This is a genomic window from Streptomyces ziwulingensis (assembly GCF_039542605.1).
GTDB lineage: Bacteria > Actinomycetota > Actinomycetes > Streptomycetales > Streptomycetaceae > Streptomyces > Streptomyces ziwulingensis.
Genome location: NZ_BAABIG010000013.1, coordinates 22535 through 39266, shown reverse-complemented (window position 1 = coordinate 39266; position 16732 = coordinate 22535). Strand labels below are relative to the sequence as shown.

Below are 16732 nucleotides of genomic sequence, written 5' to 3'. Positions count from 1 at the left end.
GCTACCTGCCGAAGACTTCGAACGCGACGGCCGGCCGGCCGCCGAACCGTTCACCGGCGGCCGCGGTGTACTGCTGGAGGAAGCCGCGGACGTACGTCTCGGGGTCCTCGTCCGTCAGCGCCTCCAGGTACGTGCGGTGTTCGAGCAGCGAGCGGACGGCGCGCTCCAGTCCGTCGGTGGCGTCCACGGCGTGCGTGGGCGAGGAGGAACCGGCGACGGCGACCCAGCGCACCCCGTTCCAGGGTTCGAGGCCCTGGCCGGTCAGCTCCGGGAAGATCCAGCGGTTGCCGGCGTCGGCCGCCGCGTCCAGCGTGGCGCGGCCGACGGCGAGGTGGTCGGGGGTGTTCCAGGCCACCGCGCCCCAGGTGTCCCGGTGGTTGAGGGTGATGACCAGCTCGGGCCGGTGGCGGCGGATCGCGGCGGCGATGTCCCGGCGCAGCGCGGGGCCGTACTCGACGACGCCGTCGCGGTGGTCGAGGAACTCGACCTCCCGCACGCCGACCACGGCGGCGCTCGCCCGCTGCTCCCGCTCGCGCAGCGGAGCGCACTCGGCGGGCGGGAGGGTGTCGATGCCCGCCTCGCCCCGGGTGGCGAGCACATAGGCGATCTCGCGGCCGGCGTCCGTCCAGGCGGCGATCGCCGCCGAGCAGCCGTACTCCAGGTCGTCCGGGTGGGCCACGACGGCGAGCGCCCGCCGCCAGTCCTCCGGCATGGGCTGCAGTGGCGAGGGCGTCGGCTCGGTCATGCCCGCACCCTAACCCGGGCCACCGGCATCACGCCTTGGGGCACCGGGCGGTTCAGGCCCGCGCGCGGTTCACGCCTCGTCGCGGGCGAGGGCGAGCAGCCGGTCCAGGACGCGGGGGCCGCCGACGCGGACGCCGTCGTGCTCGAACTCGTCGGTGACCCAGGTGCGCAAGCCCCGGACGGCCCGCGCGGTGGTCAGCGCGTGGGCGGTGTCGACGTACATGTCGTCGTGGTAGACGGCGGCGGCGACCGGCACCTCGTTGGCCGCGAGGCGGGCGGGGTCGTAGAGCGGGGCCCAGTCGGTGCGGGCGGCGAGCAGTCCGGCGGTCTCCCGCAGGGGGCGCAGCGCCGGGTCGCAGTCGAACATCCAGGGGTGCACGGACTCGCCGGTGAAGAGCAGGGGTTCGTCGCCCGCGAGCGCCTTGGCGGCGTCGAACTGCGGGAACTCGGCGCGGACCCGTTCGGCCGACCAGTTCGTGGGCTGGGTGCCCCGGCCGTAGATCGCCTCGTGGACCAGGGCGTACAGCGGGTGGCCCGCGTACGACAGGAGGCCCTGGACCTGCTCCTGGAAGTCGTCGGACAGCTCCGGGCCGGCCGGGGTGCGCACGAAGGCGTCCTCCAGGAGGTGGTGCAGGCGGTGGCTGCCCTCACCGCCGCCGAGCAGGATGCCGAGGGACTGGAACGCCTCGACGGTGAACCGGTAGCCGTTGGGCAGGACCACGTCGTGGCCGAGCAGGTGGTCGGCGATGCGGCGGGCGCGCTCGACGTCCTGCGGGTAGCGGGCGTAGTGCGCGGCGACCTTGCGCTCGACGCGCGGGTAGGCGGCCCGGTAGACGTCGTCGGCGTGGGCGTCCAGGGCGGGCAGGCCGCCGGTGATCAGTACGGTGCTGAGCCCTTCGGGGGCCTGCGACAGGTAGCTGACCGCGCAGAACCCGCCGAAGCTCTGGCCGAGGACGGTCCAGGGGGCGCCGCCGGTGACCTGCGGACGGATCGCCTCGCAGTCGCGGACGATGGCGTCGGCCCGGAAGTGCGCCAGGTAGTCGGCCTGCGCGGCGGGACCGCCGCGCAGCGGGAGCGTCTGCCGGTTGGCGGGGGTCGAGGCACCGGTGCCGCGCTGGTCGAGCAGGAGCACGCGGTACTCGTCCAGGGCGCGGCCGAGCCAGGCGGGCCGCCGGCCGATGAAACGGTTCGCCCCGAAGCCGGGGCCGCCCTGGAGGTAGAGCAGCCACGGCAGGTCCCGGTCCGCCCTGTCGCTCGCGACGACCTCACGCGCGTACAGCTCGATCGTCTCCCCGTCGGGCGCGCGGTGGTCGAGGGGCACGGTGAAGCGGCGGTCGGTGAGGACGACGCCGGGCTGACGGTAACTGACGCTCAACGGGGCTCCTGGGACGGACGGATCTTTCGGCCGTGTCCCAGTTGAGCACACGGACCTCCGGTGCCGGACCCCGGGACCGCGAGATTCCGCTTGGCGCGCTTCCCGGGCCGCGGCTCAGCGGGCGGCGAGGCTGGAGCGCCGCACGACCAGTTCCGGCTGGAGCACGACCCGCCGGTGCTGGTGGGGCGGGGACGTCGCGCCCTGGGCCTCGGTCTCCTCCAGCAGCAGTTCGGCGGCGAGGGCGCCCATGGTGACGGCGGGCTGCCGTACCGAGGTGAGGGGTACGGCCGCGGCGGCGGCGAACTCGATGTCGTCGTAGCCGACGATGGCGAGGTCGTCGGGGACGCCGACGCCGGCCGCGTACATGGCCTGCAGCACGCCGAGGGCGAGCAGGTCGTTGGCGCAGAACACGGCGGTGGGGCGGTCGGCGAGGCCGAGCAGCCGGGCCCCGGCGTCGCGGCCCGCGGCGACGTCGAGCCGTTCGGTGGGCAGCTCGCGCAGCGCGTCGGGGCCGAGGCCGGCCTCGGCGAGGGCCTGGAGCGCGCCGATGCGGCGGTCGCGCACCTGGTGCAGGCCGGGCGGTCCGCTGACGTAGGCGATGGAGCGGTGTCCGGCGTCGGCGAGATGGCGTACGGCCAGGGCGCCGCCCGCGACGTCGTCGACGGAGACGGAGCACTCGGTGATGCCCTCGGCGACCCGGTCGACGAGGACGAAGGGGATGCCGTGCCGCCGGAAGGTCTCGATGTTCTGGCCGGTGGCGTCGGCCGGGGTGAGCAGCACGCCGCGCACCCGCTGCTCGGCGAAGAGCGAGAGGTACTCGGCCTCCTCACCGGGGTTCTGGGCGCTGTTGCAGACCATCACGCCGAGGCCGGCGTCGCGGGCGGCCCGTTCGGCGCCGCGGGCCACGTCGACGAAGAAGGGGTTGCCCATGTCGAGGACGAGCAGCCCCATGATCCGGCTGCGGCCGGCGCGCAACTGGCGGGCGGACTCGCTGCGGACGTAGCCGAGCCGGTCGATGGCGGAGAGCACGCGGGCGCGGGTCTCGGTGGCGACGGTGTCCGGCCGGTTGATGACGTTGGAGACGGTGCCCACGGAGACTCCGGCGGCGCGGGCGACGTCCTTGATACCCACGGACTGAGCCATCGGGCGGGGACCTCCAGGGTCGGGCTGGGGAGAGGCGGCGAAGCGCTGACGCGGGCGGCCGCAAGACCTCCCCACAGTAGCCTCGCCGCACCGGCGAACCCCTCAGGCGAGGTGGAAGACCTCGGTGAGCGGCTTCATCGCCTCGTCGGGGCGGGTGCCGTCGAGGGACTCGAAGAGCGGGGACATCTCGGCCTGCCAGCGGGCGTTGACCTCGGTGGCCTCCATGCCGGCCCGGGCGGCGGCGAAGTCCTCGGTCTCCAGGTATCCGACGAGCAGACCGTCGTCCCTGAGGAAGAGCGAATAGTTGTGCCAGCCGGTGGCCGAGAGCGCTTCGCACATCTCGGGCCACACGGCGGCATGGCGTTCGCGGTACTCGGCGAGCTTGTCCTGACGGACCTTGAGCAGGAAACAGACGCGCTGCATGGAGTACCGCTCCTCCGGGGTAGAGCTGATCACCGGCCAGGAACGGTCAGTGGGGTGAAACGGGTAGACAGGCCGGCGGCCGCTACGGTCAGAAGTCGAACTGGTCGATGTTCTTCTTGTCGAAGACGGTCGGCTTGCCGAGGTTGATCACACCGTCCTTGCCGATGGTGTACTCGCCCATGTCGCCGGCCTTGAAGGTCTCGCCCTCCTTGCCGGTGATCTGGCCGGAGGCCAGCGCGACGGAGGTGCGGGCGGCCAGCTCGCCGAGCTTCGCCGGGTCCCACAGCTCGAACGCCTCGACGGTGCCGTTCTTGACGTACTTGCGCATGTCGTTCGGGGTGCCCAGGCCGGACAGCTTGACCTTGCCCTTGTACTTCGAGCCGGACAGGTACTGGGCCGCGGCCTTGATGCCGACCGTGGTCGGGGAGATGATCCCCTTCAGCTTCGGGTGCTCCTGGAGCAGGCCCTGGGTCTGCTGGAAGGACTTCTGCGCGTCGTCGTCACCGTAGGCGACCTTGACGAGCTTGATGTCCTTGTACTTGGGGTCCTCCAGCTCGTCCTTCATGATCTCGATCCAGGCGTTCTGGTTCGTCGCCGTCTGCGCGGCGGACAGGATCGCGATCTCGCCCTTGTAGTCGATCTGCTCGGCGAGGAGCTGGACCTCGGTGCGGCCCAGGTCGTCGGCGGACGCCTGGGAGATGAAGGCGTTGCGGCACTCCGGGTTGGCGTCGGAGTCGTAGGTGACGACCTTGATGTCGTTGGTCATCGCCTGCTTGAGCGCGGTGCACAGCGCGCCCGGGTCCTGCGCGGACACGGCGATCGCGTCGACCTGCTGCTGGGTGAGCGTGTTGACGTAGGAGACCTGGCCCGCGGTGTCGGTGCCGCTGCTGGTGCCGACCTCCTTGTAGCTGGAGCCCAGCTCCTTCAGCGCGACCTCGCCGCCCTTGTCCGCGGTGGTGAAGTACGGGTTGTTGACCTGCTTGGGCAGGAACCCGACGGTCAGGCCCTTCTTGGTGGCGGCGTTCGGGTCGGCCTTGCCGGCCGAGGCCGCCGAGCCGCCCTCGTTCTTCACGTCCTCCTTGGTGGTGCCGCCGCAGGCCGTGACGGCCAGGGCGAGGGAGGTGACCGCGGCGAGGGCCGCACAGCTACGGCGGATCGACGACTTGCGCATGGAGGGTTCCTTCGGGAGACGTGACACGAGGAGAAAAGTCGGTTACGAGGTCGGTGCGGGCGTCTTCGGCACCGGTGGCGGCGGTGCGGCCCGCCGTCCGGCCCGGGCGACGGCGACCTGCCGGGCGACCCGGGGGCCGAGCACGGACAGGACGAGCAGGACGCCGGTGAGGACGGTCTGCGACTGGGCGGAGACGTCCTGGAGGCTCATCACGTTCTGCAGCGCGCCGAGCAGGAAGACACCGGCGACGGCGCCGCCGAGCGTGCCCTTGCCGCCGTCGAAGTCGATGCCGCCGAGCAGGACGGCCGCGACGACGGAGAGTTCCAGGCCGGTGGCGTTGTCGTAGCGGGCGCTGGCGTAGTGCAGGGCCCAGAAGACGCCGGTGAGGGAGGACAGCACGCCGGTGAGCGTGAAGAGGATCAGCTTCTGCCGCTTGACCCGGATGCCGGCGAAGCGCGCGGCCTCCTCGCTGGCGCCGATGGCGAACAGCGCCCGCCCGAACGGGGTGGCGTGCAGCGCGACCACCGCGATGGCGAGCAGCACCAGGAAGGGCAGCAGGGCGTACGGGATGAAGGTGTCACCGAGGCGGCCGGCCGCGAAGTCCAGGTACTGGGTGGGGAAGTCGGTGACCGCGTCGGAGCCGAGCACGATCTGCGCGATGCCCCGGTAGGCGGCGAGGGTGCCGATGGTGACGGCGAGCGAGGGCAGCCCGAGCCGGGTCACCAGCAGGCCGTTGACCAGACCGCAGACCACGCCGAGCAGCAGGCAGATCGGGATGATCACCTCGATCGTCATGCCCTGGTTCCACAGCGCGCCCATCACCGCGCCGGACAGGCCGGCGGTGGAGGCGACCGACAGGTCGATCTCGCCGGAGACGACCAGCAGGGTCATCGGCAGCGCGATCAGCGCGATCGGCAGGGTGTTGCCGACCAGGAACGACAGGTTCAGGGCGTTGCCGAAACCGTCCACGAAGCCGAAGGACAGCAGCACCACGACGATGAGGAGGGCGGCGACCACCGTGTCCCAGCGGACGGCGCGCGTGAGCGTCGAGTCAGCCATGGCGGGCGTTCCTCTTCTTCAGTGCGGTGGCCACGCGCAGCGCGACGATCCGGTCGACCGCGATGGCGAGGATGAGCAGGATGCCGTTGATGGCCATCACCCAGACCGAGCTGACGCCGAGGGCGGGCAGCACGCTGTTGATGGAGGTGAGCAGCAGGGCGCCGAGGGCGGCGCCGTAGACGCTGCCGGAGCCGCCGGTGAAGACCACGCCGCCGACCACGACCGCGCTGACCACGGTCAGCTCGTAGCCGTTGCCGGTGGAGGAGTCGACGTTGCCGAACCGGGCCAGGTAGAGGGCGCCGGCCAGGCCCGCGAGGGCGCCGCAGAAGGTGTAGGCGGCCAGGATCCGCTTGCGCACCGGGATGCCGGCGAGCCGGGCGGCCTCGGGGTTGGAGCCGAGCGCGTACAGCTCGCGTCCGCTGCCGAACTGCTTGAGGTAGTACGCCGTGCCCACCACCACGACCAGGGCGATCAGCGCGAGGTACGGCACGGCGGAGAGGCCGCCGGAGCCGAAGTCGACGAAGCCGTCGGGCAGGTCGGCCGCGGTGATCTGCCGGGAGCCGACCCAGATGGAGTCGATGCCGCGGATGATGTAGAGCGTGCCGAGGGTGACGACCAGCGCCGGCACCTGGCCCAGGCTGACCAGCAGGCCGTTGAGCAGGCCGAAGCCGATGCCCAGCAGGACGGCGAGGATGATGGCGACGACGGGGTTGCCGCCGCCCTGGAGGTAGGTGCCGGCGGCGAACGCGCTGATGCCGAGCGTGGAGCCGACCGACAGGTCGACGTTGCGCGTGATGACGACCAGCGACTGGCCGGTGGCGACCAGGACCAGGATGGTCGCGTTGAGCAGCAGGTCCCGGATGCCCTGTTCGGACAGGAACTCGCTGTTGCCGGCCTGGGTGACGGCGATCATCACCAGGAAGACGACCAGGATGGCCAGTTCCCGCATCTTGAAGATGCGGTCGACCAGCCGGGCGGAGCCCGCCTTGGGCGCCTCGGTGGTCGGGGTGGGGTCGGTCGCGGTCACCGTCATGCGGCGGCCCTCCCGGTGGCTGCTGCCATCACGGTTTCCTCGGTGGCGTCGGTGCGGGCGATCTCGGCGGTCAGCCGGCCCTCGTGCATCACGAGCACGCGGTCGGCCATGCCGAGCACCTCGGGCAGGTCGGAGGAGATCATCAGGACGGCCACGCCGTCGGCGGCCAACTGCGACAGCAGCCGGTGCACCTCGGCCTTGGTGCCGACGTCGATCCCGCGGGTCGGCTCGTCGACGATCAGGACCTTGGGCCCGGTGGCGAGCCACTTGGCGAGGACGACCTTCTGCTGGTTGCCGCCGGACAGGGTGGCGACGGCGTCCGCGATCCGGGCGTACTTGACCTGCAGCTTGACGGCCCAGTCCAGGGAGCGGCTGCGCTCGGCGCCGCGGTCCACCAGACCCGCCTTGCGGGTGGTGCGCAGGCCGGTGAGGCCGATGTTCCGCTCGATGGACATGTCCATCACCAGGCCCTGGGCGCGGCGGTCCTCGGGGACGAGGGCGAGGCCCGCGGCCATGGCCGTGGAGGGGGCGCCGTTGACCAGCGGCTTGCCGTCGATCTCGACCTCCCCGGCGTCCCAGCGGTCGATGCCGAAGACGGCACGGGCGACCTCGGTGCGTCCGGCGCCGACCAGTCCGGCCAGGCCGACGATCTCGCCGCACCGTACGTCGAAGGAGACGTCGGTGAAGACGCCCTCGCGGGTGAGCCGGCGCACGCTGAGGGCGATCTCGCCGGGCGTGACGTCCTGCTTGGGGTACAGCTCCTCCAGGTCGCGGCCGACCATGCGGCGCACCAGGTCGTCCTCGGACATGCCCTCCAGCAGCTCGCTGGCGATCCAGGCACCGTCCCGCAGGGTGGTCACCCGGCGGCAGATCTGGAAGATCTCCTCCAGCCGGTGCGAGATGAAGAGCACGGCGGCGCCCTGTTCGCGCAGGGTGCGCACGACGCCGAAGAGGCGGGCGACCTCGCTGCCGGTGAGGGCGGCGGTCGGCTCGTCCATGATGAGGACCCGGGCGTCGAAGGAGAGCGCCTTGGCGATCTCCACGATCTGCTGGTCGGCGATGGACAGACCGCGGGCCGGCTGGTCGGGGTCGAGGTCGACACCGAGGCGGCGCATCAGGTCCGCCGTGGCGGCGTGGGTGGCCTTGTGGTCGATCCGGCCCAGGGCGCGCCGCGGCTGGCGGCCCATGAAGATGTTCTCGGAGATCGACAGGTCTGGGAAGAGGGTGGGCTCCTGGTAGATGACGGCGATACCCGCGTCGCGGGCGTCACCGGGGCCGTGGAAGACGACGGGCGTACCGTCGAGCAGCACCTGGCCCGCGTCGGGGCGGTGCACCCCGGCGAGTGTTTTGATGAGGGTCGACTTGCCCGCGCCGTTCTCTCCGGCGAGGGCATGCACCTCCCCGGGAAAAAGCTCCAGGGAGACGTCCCGCAGGGCGCGGACCGCGCCGAAGGACTTCGACACGTCCTCTAGCGCGAGAACCGGGGCCGTACCCGTAGTGGACGGGTGGGTCATTGGGGGCTCCTCGACGACGCCGGCGGGACGGCCCCCACAGCGTCGTGAAAGGTTTCAACTTGGTGACCGGGACGTTAGGCAAGTGCGGCATGTCACGTCAATGGGTTTGGGTCGAAAAACTTTCGATAATCAAAGGTCACGAAGGGGTCACGCCATAGAGACAGGCAGCGCCTTGTCGGTCGGAAGGGTTGACACCCCCCGCGAGGACTCATAACTTCGCCATCTGAATCGTTTCACCCACGGTCGTACACAAAGGTTGTTGCGACCCGACCGTTCACAGGAGCCGACGTGACCGACCTCGCCGCGGTGAAGGCCGCGCTGAAGACCCAGGCAGTCGAGACGCCCTCGTGGGCGTACGGGAACTCGGGCACCCGTTTCAAGGTGTTCGCGCAGGCGGGTGTGCCCCGCACCCCGTTCGAGAAGATCGACGACGCGGCGAAGGTGCACGAGTTCACGGGCGCGGCGCCGACCGTCGCCCTGCACATCCCGTGGGACAAGGTGGAGGACTACGCCGCGCTGGGCAAGCACGCCGGGGAACGCGGCGTGAAGATCGGCGCGATCAACTCCAACACCTTCCAGGACGACGCCTACAAGCTCGGCAGCGTCTGCGCCCCGGACCCGGCGGTGCGCCGCAAGGCGGTGGACCACCTGCTGGAGTGCGTCGACGTCATGGACGCCACCGGGTCCAGGGATCTGAAGCTGTGGTTCGCCGACGGCACCAACTACCCCGGCCAGGACGACATCCGCGGGCGCCAGGACCGGCTGGCCGAGGCGCTGGCCGAGGTCTACCGGCGGCTCGGCGACGACCAGCGGATGCTCCTGGAGTACAAGTTCTTCGAGCCCGCCTTCTACCACACCGACGTGCCGGACTGGGGCACGGCCTACGCGCACTGCCTGAAGCTGGGTGAGAAGGCGCAGGTCGTGGTCGACACCGGGCACCACGCGCCGGGCACCAACATCGAGTTCATCGTGGCGACGCTGCTGCGCGAGGGGAAGCTCGGCGCGTTCGACTTCAACTCCCGCTTCTACGCGGACGACGACCTGATGGTCGGCGCGGCCGACCCGTTCCAGCTCTTCCGGATCATGTACGAGGTGATCCGCGGCGGCGGCTTCACCGCCGAGACCGCGTTCATGCTGGACCAGTGCCACAACATCGAGGCGAAGATCCCGGCGATCATCCGTTCGGTGCTCAACGTCCAGGAGGCCACGGCCAAGGCGCTGCTGGTGGACCGGGACGCGCTGGCCGCCGCGCAGGCCGACGGGGACGTGCTGGAGGCCAACGCGGTGGTGATGGACGCCTACAACACGGACGTGCGGCCGCTGCTGCGCGAGGTGCGCGAGGAGATGGGGCTCGACCCCGAGCCGCTCAAGGCGTACAAGGCGTCCGGGTGGGGCGAGAAGATCGTCGCCGAGCGGGTGGGCGGCGAGCAGGCCGGGTGGGGCGCGTAAGCGTCCGCCGGGCAGCGACCGGCCGCGGACCGTACGCGGCCGGCCGTGCCCACGCGGCGAGGCCGCACACCGACACCGTCTCCTCCCCGCGCCCCTGAGGGGCGCCTCCCCTCCCCCGCCCTCGTACACCCCCGTTCGAAAAGGACTGCACACCATGGCTCCCCACCCCGAGGCCGAGGCCCTGCTCGCCCGTTCGCGGCGGCTCGGTTCCGATCCCCGCAACACCAACTACGCCGGCGGCAACACCTCCGCCAAGGGCACCGAGACCGACCCCGTCACCGGTGGTGACGTGGAGCTGATGTGGGTCAAGGGGTCCGGTGGCGACCTCGGCACGCTCACCGGGGCGGGACTCGCCGTGCTGCGGCTGGACCGGATGCGCGCGCTCCAGGACGTCTACCCCGGCGTCGAGCGCGAGGACGAGATGGTCGCCGCGTTCGACTACTGCCTGCACGGCAAGGGCGGCGCCGCCCCTTCCATCGACACCGCGATGCACGGTCTGGTGGAGGCCGCGCACGTCGACCACCTGCACCCCGACTCCGGCATCGCCCTGGCCTGCGCGGCCGACGGCGAGAAGCTGACCGCCGAGTGTTTCGGCGACTCGGTGGTCTGGGTGCCGTGGCGGCGGCCCGGCTTCCAGCTCGGCCTGGACATCGCGGCCGTGAAGAAGGCCAACCCGCGGGCGATCGGCTGCATCCTCGGCGGCCACGGCATCACCGCCTGGGGTGACACCTCCGAGGAGTGCGAGCGCAACTCGCTGCACATCATCCGCACCGCGGAGACGTTCCTCGCCGAGCGCGGCAAGGCCGAGCCGTTCGGCGGCCCGCTGGAGGGTTACGCGCCGCTGGCCGAGGCCGAGCGCCGGGACCGGGCGGCGGCGCTGGCGCCGTACGTGCGCGCCCTCGCCTCCCAGGACCGGCCGCAGGTCGGGCACTTCACCGACGCCGACGTGGTGCTGGACTTCCTCGCCCGCGCCGAGCACCCGAGGCTGGCGGCGCTGGGCACCTCCTGCCCCGACCACTTCCTGCGCACCAAGGTCCGCCCGCTGGTCCTGGACCTGCCGGCGACCGCGTCCCTGGAGGAGTCGGTCGCACGCCTCAAGGAACTGCACACCGAGTACCGCGCGGAGTACGCCGCCTACTACCAGCGGCACGCCGAGCCCGGCTCCCCCGCGATGCGCGGCGCCGACCCGGCGATCGTGCTGGTCCCGGGCGTGGGCATGTTCAGCTTCGGCAAGGACAAGCAGACCGCGCGGGTGGCGGGCGAGTTCTACGTCAACGCGGTCAACGTGATGTGCGGGGCCGAGGCGGTCTCCACGTACGCGCCGATCGAGGAGTCGGAGAAGTTCCGCATCGAGTACTGGGCGCTGGAGGAGGCCAAGCTCCAGCGGATGCCGAAGCCGAAGGCGCTGGCGACCCGGGTGGCGCTGGTGACCGGCGCGGGCAGCGGCATCGGCAAGGCGATCGCGCACCGGCTGGTCGCCGAGGGCGCCTGCGTGGTGATCGCGGACCTCGACGGCGCCAACGCCGCCGCGGTCGCCGAGGAGCTGGGCGGCGCGGACAAGGCCGTCGCGGTGACGGTCGACGTCACCTCCGAGGAGCAGATCGCCGCGGCGTTCAAGGCGGCGGCGCTGGCCTTCGGCGGTGTGGACCTGGTCGTGAACAACGCCGGCATCTCCATCTCCAAGCCGCTCCTGGAGACGTCCGCGAAGGACTGGGACCTCCAGCACGACATCATGGCCCGCGGTTCCTTCCTCGTCTCGCGCGAGGCGGCCCGGGTGATGATCGCGCAGGAACTGGGCGGCGACATCGTCTACATCGCCTCCAAGAACGCCGTCTTCGCCGGCCCGAACAACATCGCCTACTCCGCCACCAAGGCCGACCAGGCCCACCAGGTGCGGCTGCTCGCGGCCGAGCTGGGCGAGCACGGCATCCGGGTCAACGGGGTCAACCCCGACGGCGTGGTGCGCGGTTCGGGCATCTTCGCGGGCGGCTGGGGCGCCAAGCGTGCCGCCGTCTACGGCGTCGAGGAGGACAAGCTGGGCGAGTTCTACGCGCAGCGGACCATCCTCAAGCGCGAGGTGCTGCCCGAGCACGTGGCCAACGCCGTGTTCGCGCTGACCGGTGGCGAGCTGACCCACACCACCGGTCTGCACGTCCCGGTGGACGCCGGCGTCGCCGCCGCGTTCCTGCGATGAGCACCGTGAAGTCCTACGCCGCGGTCGACCTGGGCGCCTCCAGCGGGCGTGTCATGGTCGGCCGCGTCGGCCCCGGCTCGCTGGAGCTGTCCGAGGCGCACCGCTTCCCCAACCGGCCGGTACGGGTGCCCGAGGGGCTGCGGTGGGACGTGCTCGGGCTGTACCGGGGAGTGCTGGACGGCCTGCGGGCGGCCGGGCAGGTCGCCTCCGTCGGCGTGGACAGCTGGGCCGTGGACTACGGCCTGCTGGACGCCGACGGGGCGCTGCTCGGCAACCCGGTGCACTACCGCGACGCCCGCACCGAGGGCGTCGCGGAGAAGGTGTGGGCGACGCTGCCGGCCGAGGAGCTGTACGCGGCGACCGGCCTGCAGTACGCGCCGTTCAACACGCTGTACCAGTTGGCCGCCGCCCGTGACACGGCCCAACTGGCCGCGGCGCGCCGGCTGCTGCTGGTGCCGGACCTGCTGACGTACTGGCTCACCGGTGAGCTGGGCACGGAGCTGACCAACGCCTCCACCACCCAGCTCGTCGACCCGCGCACCCGCGACTGGGCGCACGGCGTCGCCGGCCGGCTCGGCATCGACCTCGGTCTCTTCCCGCCGCTGCGCCTGCCCGGCGACCCGGCGGGCGTACTGCGGCCCGAGGTGCTCCAGGAGACCGGGCTGACCGGTCCGGTACCGGTGACCGCGGTCGGCTCGCACGACACCGCCTCCGCGGTGGCCGCCGTCCCCGCCACGGACGGGCGGTTCGCCTACATCTGCACCGGCACCTGGTCGCTGGCCGGCCTGGAGCTGTCCGCGCCGGTGCTGACCGAGGAGAGCCGCGCCGCCAACTTCACCAACGAGCTGGGGCTGGACGGCACCGTCCGGTACCTGCGCAACATCATGGGCCTGTGGCTGCTCCAGGAGTGCGTGCGCGCCTGGGGCGACCCGGACCTCGGTGAGCTGCTGCGCGCGGCGGCCGAGGTGCCGGCGCTGCGGTCGGTGGTGGACGCGGGCGACGCGGCGTTCCTCGCGCCGGGCCGGATGCCGGAGCGGATCGCCGAGGCGTGCCGCGCCTCGGGGCAGCCGGTGCCGTCCTCCCCCGCCGAGACCACCCGGTGCATCCTGGACTCCCTGGCGCTCGCCCACCACGCGGCGGTCGAGGAGGCCCAGCGCCTCGCCGACCACCCGGTCGACGTCGTGCACATCGTGGGCGGCGGCACCCGCAACACGCTGCTGTGCCAGCTCACCGCGGACGCCTGCGGGCTGCCGGTGGTGGCGGGGCCGACGGAGGCCGCGGCCCTCGGCAACGTCCTGGTGCAGGCGCGGGCGGACGGTCTGGTCGGCGATCTCGCCGGCATGCGCGACCTGCTGGCGCGCACCCAGGCCCCGACCCGCTACGAGCCGCGCGGGGACACCGCGCGCTGGCGTCAGGCCGCGGCCCGGCTCACCGGCCGGTGACCGGGGTCTGCCCCGTCGCCCGCCCCGCGCACTACCCTTTTTCCGTCCGATGATCAACACCTAGGAGCCGCGATGCGTGTCGCTCTGTTCCTGACCTGCGTCAACGACACGCTCTACCCGGACACCGGCCGGGCCGTGGTGAAGCTGTTGACCAGGCTGGGCGTCGAGGTCGACTTCCCCATGGGCCAGACCTGCTGCGGGCAGGCGCACTACAACACCGGCTACCGCCACGAGGCGGAGCCGCTGGCCCGGCACTACTCCGAGGTCTTCAAGGACTACGAGGCGATCGTGACGCCGTCGGGGTCGTGCGGGGCGATGGTGCGGGAGCTGTACCCGAGGATGGGCGAACGGGCGCGGGCGGAGGGCCGCGGGGACACCCTCGCGGCCACCCTGGCGCCCGTGGTGCCGCGTACGTACGAGCTGACCGAGTTCCTGGTGGACGTGCTCGGTGTGACGGACGTCGGCGCCTACTACCCGCACACGGTGACCTACCACCCCACCTGCCACGGGCTGCGCTCCCTCGGCCTCGGGGAACGGCCGCTCGATCTGCTGCGGGCGGTGCGGGGGCTGGACCTGGTGGAGCTGCCGGGCGCCGAGGAGTGCTGCGGGTTCGGCGGCACCTTCGCCGTCAAGAACAGCGACGTCTCCACCGCGATGGGCCGGGACAAGGTGCGCAACGCCGAGTCGACGGGCGCCGAGGTGCTCTGCGCGGCCGACAACTCGTGTCTGATGCACATCGGCGGCACCATGACGCGGCTGCGCACCGGCATGCGGTCGGTGCACATCGCCGAGATCCTGGCGAGCACGGAGGAGGAACCGGCGGCATGAGCGGCACGTTCGTAGGAATGCCCGGATTTCCCCCGCCCGCCCACCCGGCCTTCCCGAAGGCGGCGCGCGAGGCGGTCCACAACAAGACGCTGCGCGGGAATCTCCGCCACGCCACGCACACCATCCGCGCCAAGCGGGCGGCGGCCGTCGCGGAGGTCTCCGACTGGGCGGAGCTGCGCGAGGCCGGCAAGCGGATCAAGGACCACACGCTGCGCCACCTCGACACCTATCTGGTGCGGGTCGAGGAGGCGGTCACGGCGGCCGGCGGCACCGTGCACTGGGCGGCCGACGCCGACGAGGCCAACGCCATCGTGACCCGCCTGGTGCGGGAGACCGGCGAGCGCGAGGTCGTCAAGGTCAAGTCGATGGCCACCCAGGAGATCGGGCTCAACGAGGCCTTGGAGGCGGCGGGCATCGCCGCCTACGAGACCGATCTGGCCGAACTGATCGTGCAGTTGGGCAAGGACCGGCCCTCGCACATCCTGGTGCCGGCCATCCACCGCAACCGCGGCGAGATCCGGGACATCTTCGCCCGCGAGATGAGCGAGTGGGGCCGGCCGGCCCCCGAGGGCCTCACCGACACGCCCGCCGAACTCGCCGAGGCCGCCCGGCTGCACCTGCGGGAGAAGTTCCTGCGCGCCAAGGTGGGCGTCTCCGGCGCCAACTTCGTGGTCGCCGAGACCGGCACGCTGGTGGTGGTCGAGTCCGAGGGCAACGGCCGGATGTGCCTGACCCTGCCCGAGACGCTGATCTCGGTCGTCGGCATCGAGAAGATCGTGCCGACCTGGCAGGACCTGGAGGTCTTCCTCCAGACCCTGCCCCGTTCCTCCACGGCCGAGCGGATGAACCCGTACACCTCGACCTGGACCGGCACCACCGACGGGGACGGGCCGAGCACCTTCCATCTGGTGCTCCTCGACAACGGCCGCACCGACACCCTCGCCGACGAGGTCGGCCGCCAGGCGCTGCGCTGCATCCGCTGCTCGGCCTGCCTGAACGTCTGCCCGGTGTACGAGCGGGCGGGCGGCCACGCCTACGGGTCGGTGTACCCGGGCCCGATCGGCGCCATCCTCAGCCCGCAACTGCGTGGCACGGGCAGCGAGATCGACGCCTCCCTGCCGTACGCGTCCTCGCTGTGCGGCGCCTGCTACGAGGTCTGCCCGGTCGCCATCGACATCCCCGAGGTGCTGGTGCATCTGCGGGAGCGGGTGGTGCAGGGCGGGGAGGCGACCCGGCAGGGCAGCAAGGTGGTCCTGAAGCCGGCCAAGGGACACGCCGCGGAGCGGGCGGCGATGCGGGCCGCGCAGTGGGCGTTCGGGCATCCGGGCGTCCTGCGCACCGGCCAGCGGCTGGCCTCGCGCACCCGCCGGTTCCATCCGCGCACCCTGCCCGGTCCGGGCCGGGCGTGGACGGGGACCAGGGAGCTGCCGCAGGTGCCCGCGGAGCCGTTCCGGGACTGGTGGCAGCGCACGCGGGGTGGGAAGGACACGGTCAAGTGAGCAGCAGGGAACGGATTCTGGGCCGGGTGCGGCGCGCCCTGGCGGACGTGGAGCGGGACGAGGTGCCGTACGCCCAGGCGGTCCCCCGGGACTATCTGCGGGAGCACGGCACGGGCGGTGCGCGGGAGACGGTGGAGCTGCTGGCCGAGAACCTGGCGGACTACCGGGCGCTCGTGCACCGCTGCACCGCTGACGAGCTGGCGTCGGTGATCGCCGGGCTGCTGGCCGGGCACGGCTCGAAGTCGGTGGCCGTGCCGCCGGGCCTGGACGCCACCTGGCTCGCGGCGACCGGGATCACCCGGGTCGCGGACCGGGCCGACGGCACCGCCCAGGAGCTGGACGGCGTCGACAGTGTGGTCACGGCCTGCGCGGTGGCGATCGCCGAGACCGGCACGATCGTGCTGGACGGCTCGCCCGACCAGGGCCGCCGCCGCCTCACGCTCGTACCCGACCACCACATCTGTGTGGTGCGGGTGCCGGAGCAGGTCGTCTCCTCCGTCCCGCAGGGCCTCGAACGCCTCGACCCGGCCCGTCCGCTGACCTGGATCTCCGGTCCGTCGGCGACCAGCGACATAGAGCTGGACCGGGTCGAGGGGGTGCACGGCCCGCGCACCCTGGAGGTGGTGCTGGTGGGCGCTCGGCCCGGCGGCGAGGTCACCTCGTCGCGTCCGGAGGGCAGCCGGTAGCAGGCGGGGCCGTCCGCGAAGCCCGGGGACGTCACCGGCCCTGCACTCCTGCCTCCGCTCCCGAGGCCGGTGCGGCCCGCGCCGGGGTGGCGCTGGGTACACCCCGTGATACGGGTACTGCGCCCCGTGTGCCCCGGCCGCCGTCTCCGTAGCTTCTTGGCACGGGGCACAG

At 72.2% G+C, this 16732-nt stretch carries 14 protein-coding genes; 6 read left to right on the top strand and 8 right to left on the bottom strand.

Going from position 1 to position 16732, the window contains the following annotated elements:
• Position 1: 1 nt before the first annotated feature.
• The 8 genes from ABEB00_RS06000 to ABEB00_RS05965 all read right to left on the bottom strand — a co-directional run bounded on the left by ABEB00_RS06000 (position 2) and on the right by ABEB00_RS05965 (position 8462).
• Positions 2–745: a PIG-L deacetylase family protein gene (locus ABEB00_RS06000; protein WP_345617855.1), complete on the bottom strand. Its 744-nt coding sequence runs from the start codon at positions 743–745 to the stop codon at positions 2–4.
• A gap of 69 nt (positions 746–814) precedes the next feature.
• On the bottom strand, positions 815–2119 hold the full coding sequence (locus ABEB00_RS05995; RefSeq protein WP_345617854.1) for an alpha/beta fold hydrolase: 1305 nt from the start codon (positions 2117–2119) through the stop codon (positions 815–817).
• Positions 2120–2233: 114 nt separating this feature from the next.
• Positions 2234–3262 carry a LacI family DNA-binding transcriptional regulator gene (locus ABEB00_RS05990; RefSeq protein ID WP_345617853.1) on the bottom strand — a complete coding sequence of 343 codons (1029 nt, stop codon included), beginning with the start codon at positions 3260–3262 and terminating at the stop codon, positions 2234–2236.
• Positions 3263–3364: 102 nt separating this feature from the next.
• A complete protein-coding gene (locus ABEB00_RS05985; RefSeq protein WP_345617852.1) occupies positions 3365–3685 on the bottom strand; it encodes an L-rhamnose mutarotase in 321 nt (106 codons plus the stop codon).
• An 88-nt stretch (positions 3686–3773) separates the two neighbouring features.
• Positions 3774–4856, bottom strand: a complete 1083-nt coding sequence (gene rhaS, locus ABEB00_RS05980; protein WP_345617851.1) for a rhamnose ABC transporter substrate-binding protein — start codon at positions 4854–4856, stop codon at positions 3774–3776.
• A gap of 42 nt (positions 4857–4898) precedes the next feature.
• On the bottom strand, positions 4899–5915 hold the full coding sequence (locus tag ABEB00_RS05975; protein WP_345617850.1) for an ABC transporter permease: 1017 nt from the start codon (positions 5913–5915) through the stop codon (positions 4899–4901).
• Positions 5908–6948 carry an ABC transporter permease gene (locus tag ABEB00_RS05970; RefSeq protein WP_345617849.1) on the bottom strand — a complete coding sequence of 347 codons (1041 nt, stop codon included), beginning with the start codon at positions 6946–6948 and terminating at the stop codon, positions 5908–5910. Before ABEB00_RS05970 ends, ABEB00_RS05975 begins: the two co-directional genes overlap by 8 nt.
• Complete coding sequence (locus tag ABEB00_RS05965; RefSeq protein ID WP_345617848.1) at positions 6945–8462, bottom strand: sugar ABC transporter ATP-binding protein; 1518 nt, start codon at positions 8460–8462, stop codon at positions 6945–6947. Before ABEB00_RS05965 ends, ABEB00_RS05970 begins: the two co-directional genes overlap by 4 nt.
• A 288-nt stretch (positions 8463–8750) precedes the next feature.
• Between ABEB00_RS05965 and rhaI the strand changes: the two genes are divergently transcribed.
• From rhaI to ABEB00_RS05935, 6 genes are all read left to right on the top strand, one after another.
• Positions 8751–9911 carry an L-rhamnose isomerase gene (gene rhaI / locus ABEB00_RS05960; RefSeq protein WP_345617847.1) on the top strand — a complete coding sequence of 387 codons (1161 nt, stop codon included), beginning with the start codon at positions 8751–8753 and terminating at the stop codon, positions 9909–9911.
• Positions 9912–10065: 154 nt separating this feature from the next.
• A complete protein-coding gene (locus ABEB00_RS05955) occupies positions 10066–12105 on the top strand; it encodes a bifunctional aldolase/short-chain dehydrogenase (RefSeq protein ID WP_345617846.1) in 2040 nt (679 codons plus the stop codon).
• Positions 12102–13547: a rhamnulokinase gene (locus ABEB00_RS05950; RefSeq protein WP_345617845.1), complete on the top strand. Its 1446-nt coding sequence runs from the start codon at positions 12102–12104 to the stop codon at positions 13545–13547. Before ABEB00_RS05955 ends, ABEB00_RS05950 begins: the two co-directional genes overlap by 4 nt.
• A 72-nt stretch (positions 13548–13619) precedes the next feature.
• Complete coding sequence (locus tag ABEB00_RS05945) at positions 13620–14375, top strand: (Fe-S)-binding protein (RefSeq protein WP_345617844.1); 756 nt, start codon at positions 13620–13622, stop codon at positions 14373–14375.
• On the top strand, positions 14372–15874 hold the full coding sequence (locus ABEB00_RS05940) for a LutB/LldF family L-lactate oxidation iron-sulfur protein (RefSeq protein ID WP_345617843.1): 1503 nt from the start codon (positions 14372–14374) through the stop codon (positions 15872–15874). Before ABEB00_RS05945 ends, ABEB00_RS05940 begins: the two co-directional genes overlap by 4 nt.
• On the top strand, positions 15871–16560 hold the full coding sequence (locus ABEB00_RS05935; RefSeq protein ID WP_345617842.1) for a LutC/YkgG family protein: 690 nt from the start codon (positions 15871–15873) through the stop codon (positions 16558–16560). The genes ABEB00_RS05940 and ABEB00_RS05935 overlap by 4 nt, the downstream gene beginning before the upstream one ends.
• Positions 16561–16732 lie beyond the last annotated feature (172 nt).

What these genes read in the sequence shown, in the direction of transcription:
- ABEB00_RS05940 (WP_345617843.1), top strand. Translation starts at nt 14,372, where the DNA reads ATGAGCGGCACGTTCGTAGGAATGCCCGGATTTCCCCCGCCCGCCCAC.
- ABEB00_RS05975 (WP_345617850.1), bottom strand. Translation starts at nt 5,915, where the DNA reads ATGGCTGACTCGACGCTCACGCGCGCCGTCCGCTGGGACACGGTGGTC.
- rhaS (WP_345617851.1), bottom strand. Translation starts at nt 4,856, where the DNA reads ATGCGCAAGTCGTCGATCCGCCGTAGCTGTGCGGCCCTCGCCGCGGTC.
- ABEB00_RS05955 (WP_345617846.1), top strand. Translation starts at nt 10,066, where the DNA reads ATGGCTCCCCACCCCGAGGCCGAGGCCCTGCTCGCCCGTTCGCGGCGG.
- ABEB00_RS05945 (WP_345617844.1), top strand. Translation starts at nt 13,620, where the DNA reads ATGCGTGTCGCTCTGTTCCTGACCTGCGTCAACGACACGCTCTACCCG.
- ABEB00_RS05950 (WP_345617845.1), top strand. Translation starts at nt 12,102, where the DNA reads ATGAGCACCGTGAAGTCCTACGCCGCGGTCGACCTGGGCGCCTCCAGC.
- ABEB00_RS05990 (WP_345617853.1), bottom strand. Translation starts at nt 3,262, where the DNA reads ATGGCTCAGTCCGTGGGTATCAAGGACGTCGCCCGCGCCGCCGGAGTC.
- ABEB00_RS05985 (WP_345617852.1), bottom strand. Translation starts at nt 3,685, where the DNA reads ATGCAGCGCGTCTGTTTCCTGCTCAAGGTCCGTCAGGACAAGCTCGCC.
- ABEB00_RS06000 (WP_345617855.1), bottom strand. Translation starts at nt 745, where the DNA reads ATGACCGAGCCGACGCCCTCGCCACTGCAGCCCATGCCGGAGGACTGG.
- ABEB00_RS05970 (WP_345617849.1), bottom strand. Translation starts at nt 6,948, where the DNA reads ATGACGGTGACCGCGACCGACCCCACCCCGACCACCGAGGCGCCCAAG.
- ABEB00_RS05965 (WP_345617848.1), bottom strand. Translation starts at nt 8,462, where the DNA reads ATGACCCACCCGTCCACTACGGGTACGGCCCCGGTTCTCGCGCTAGAG.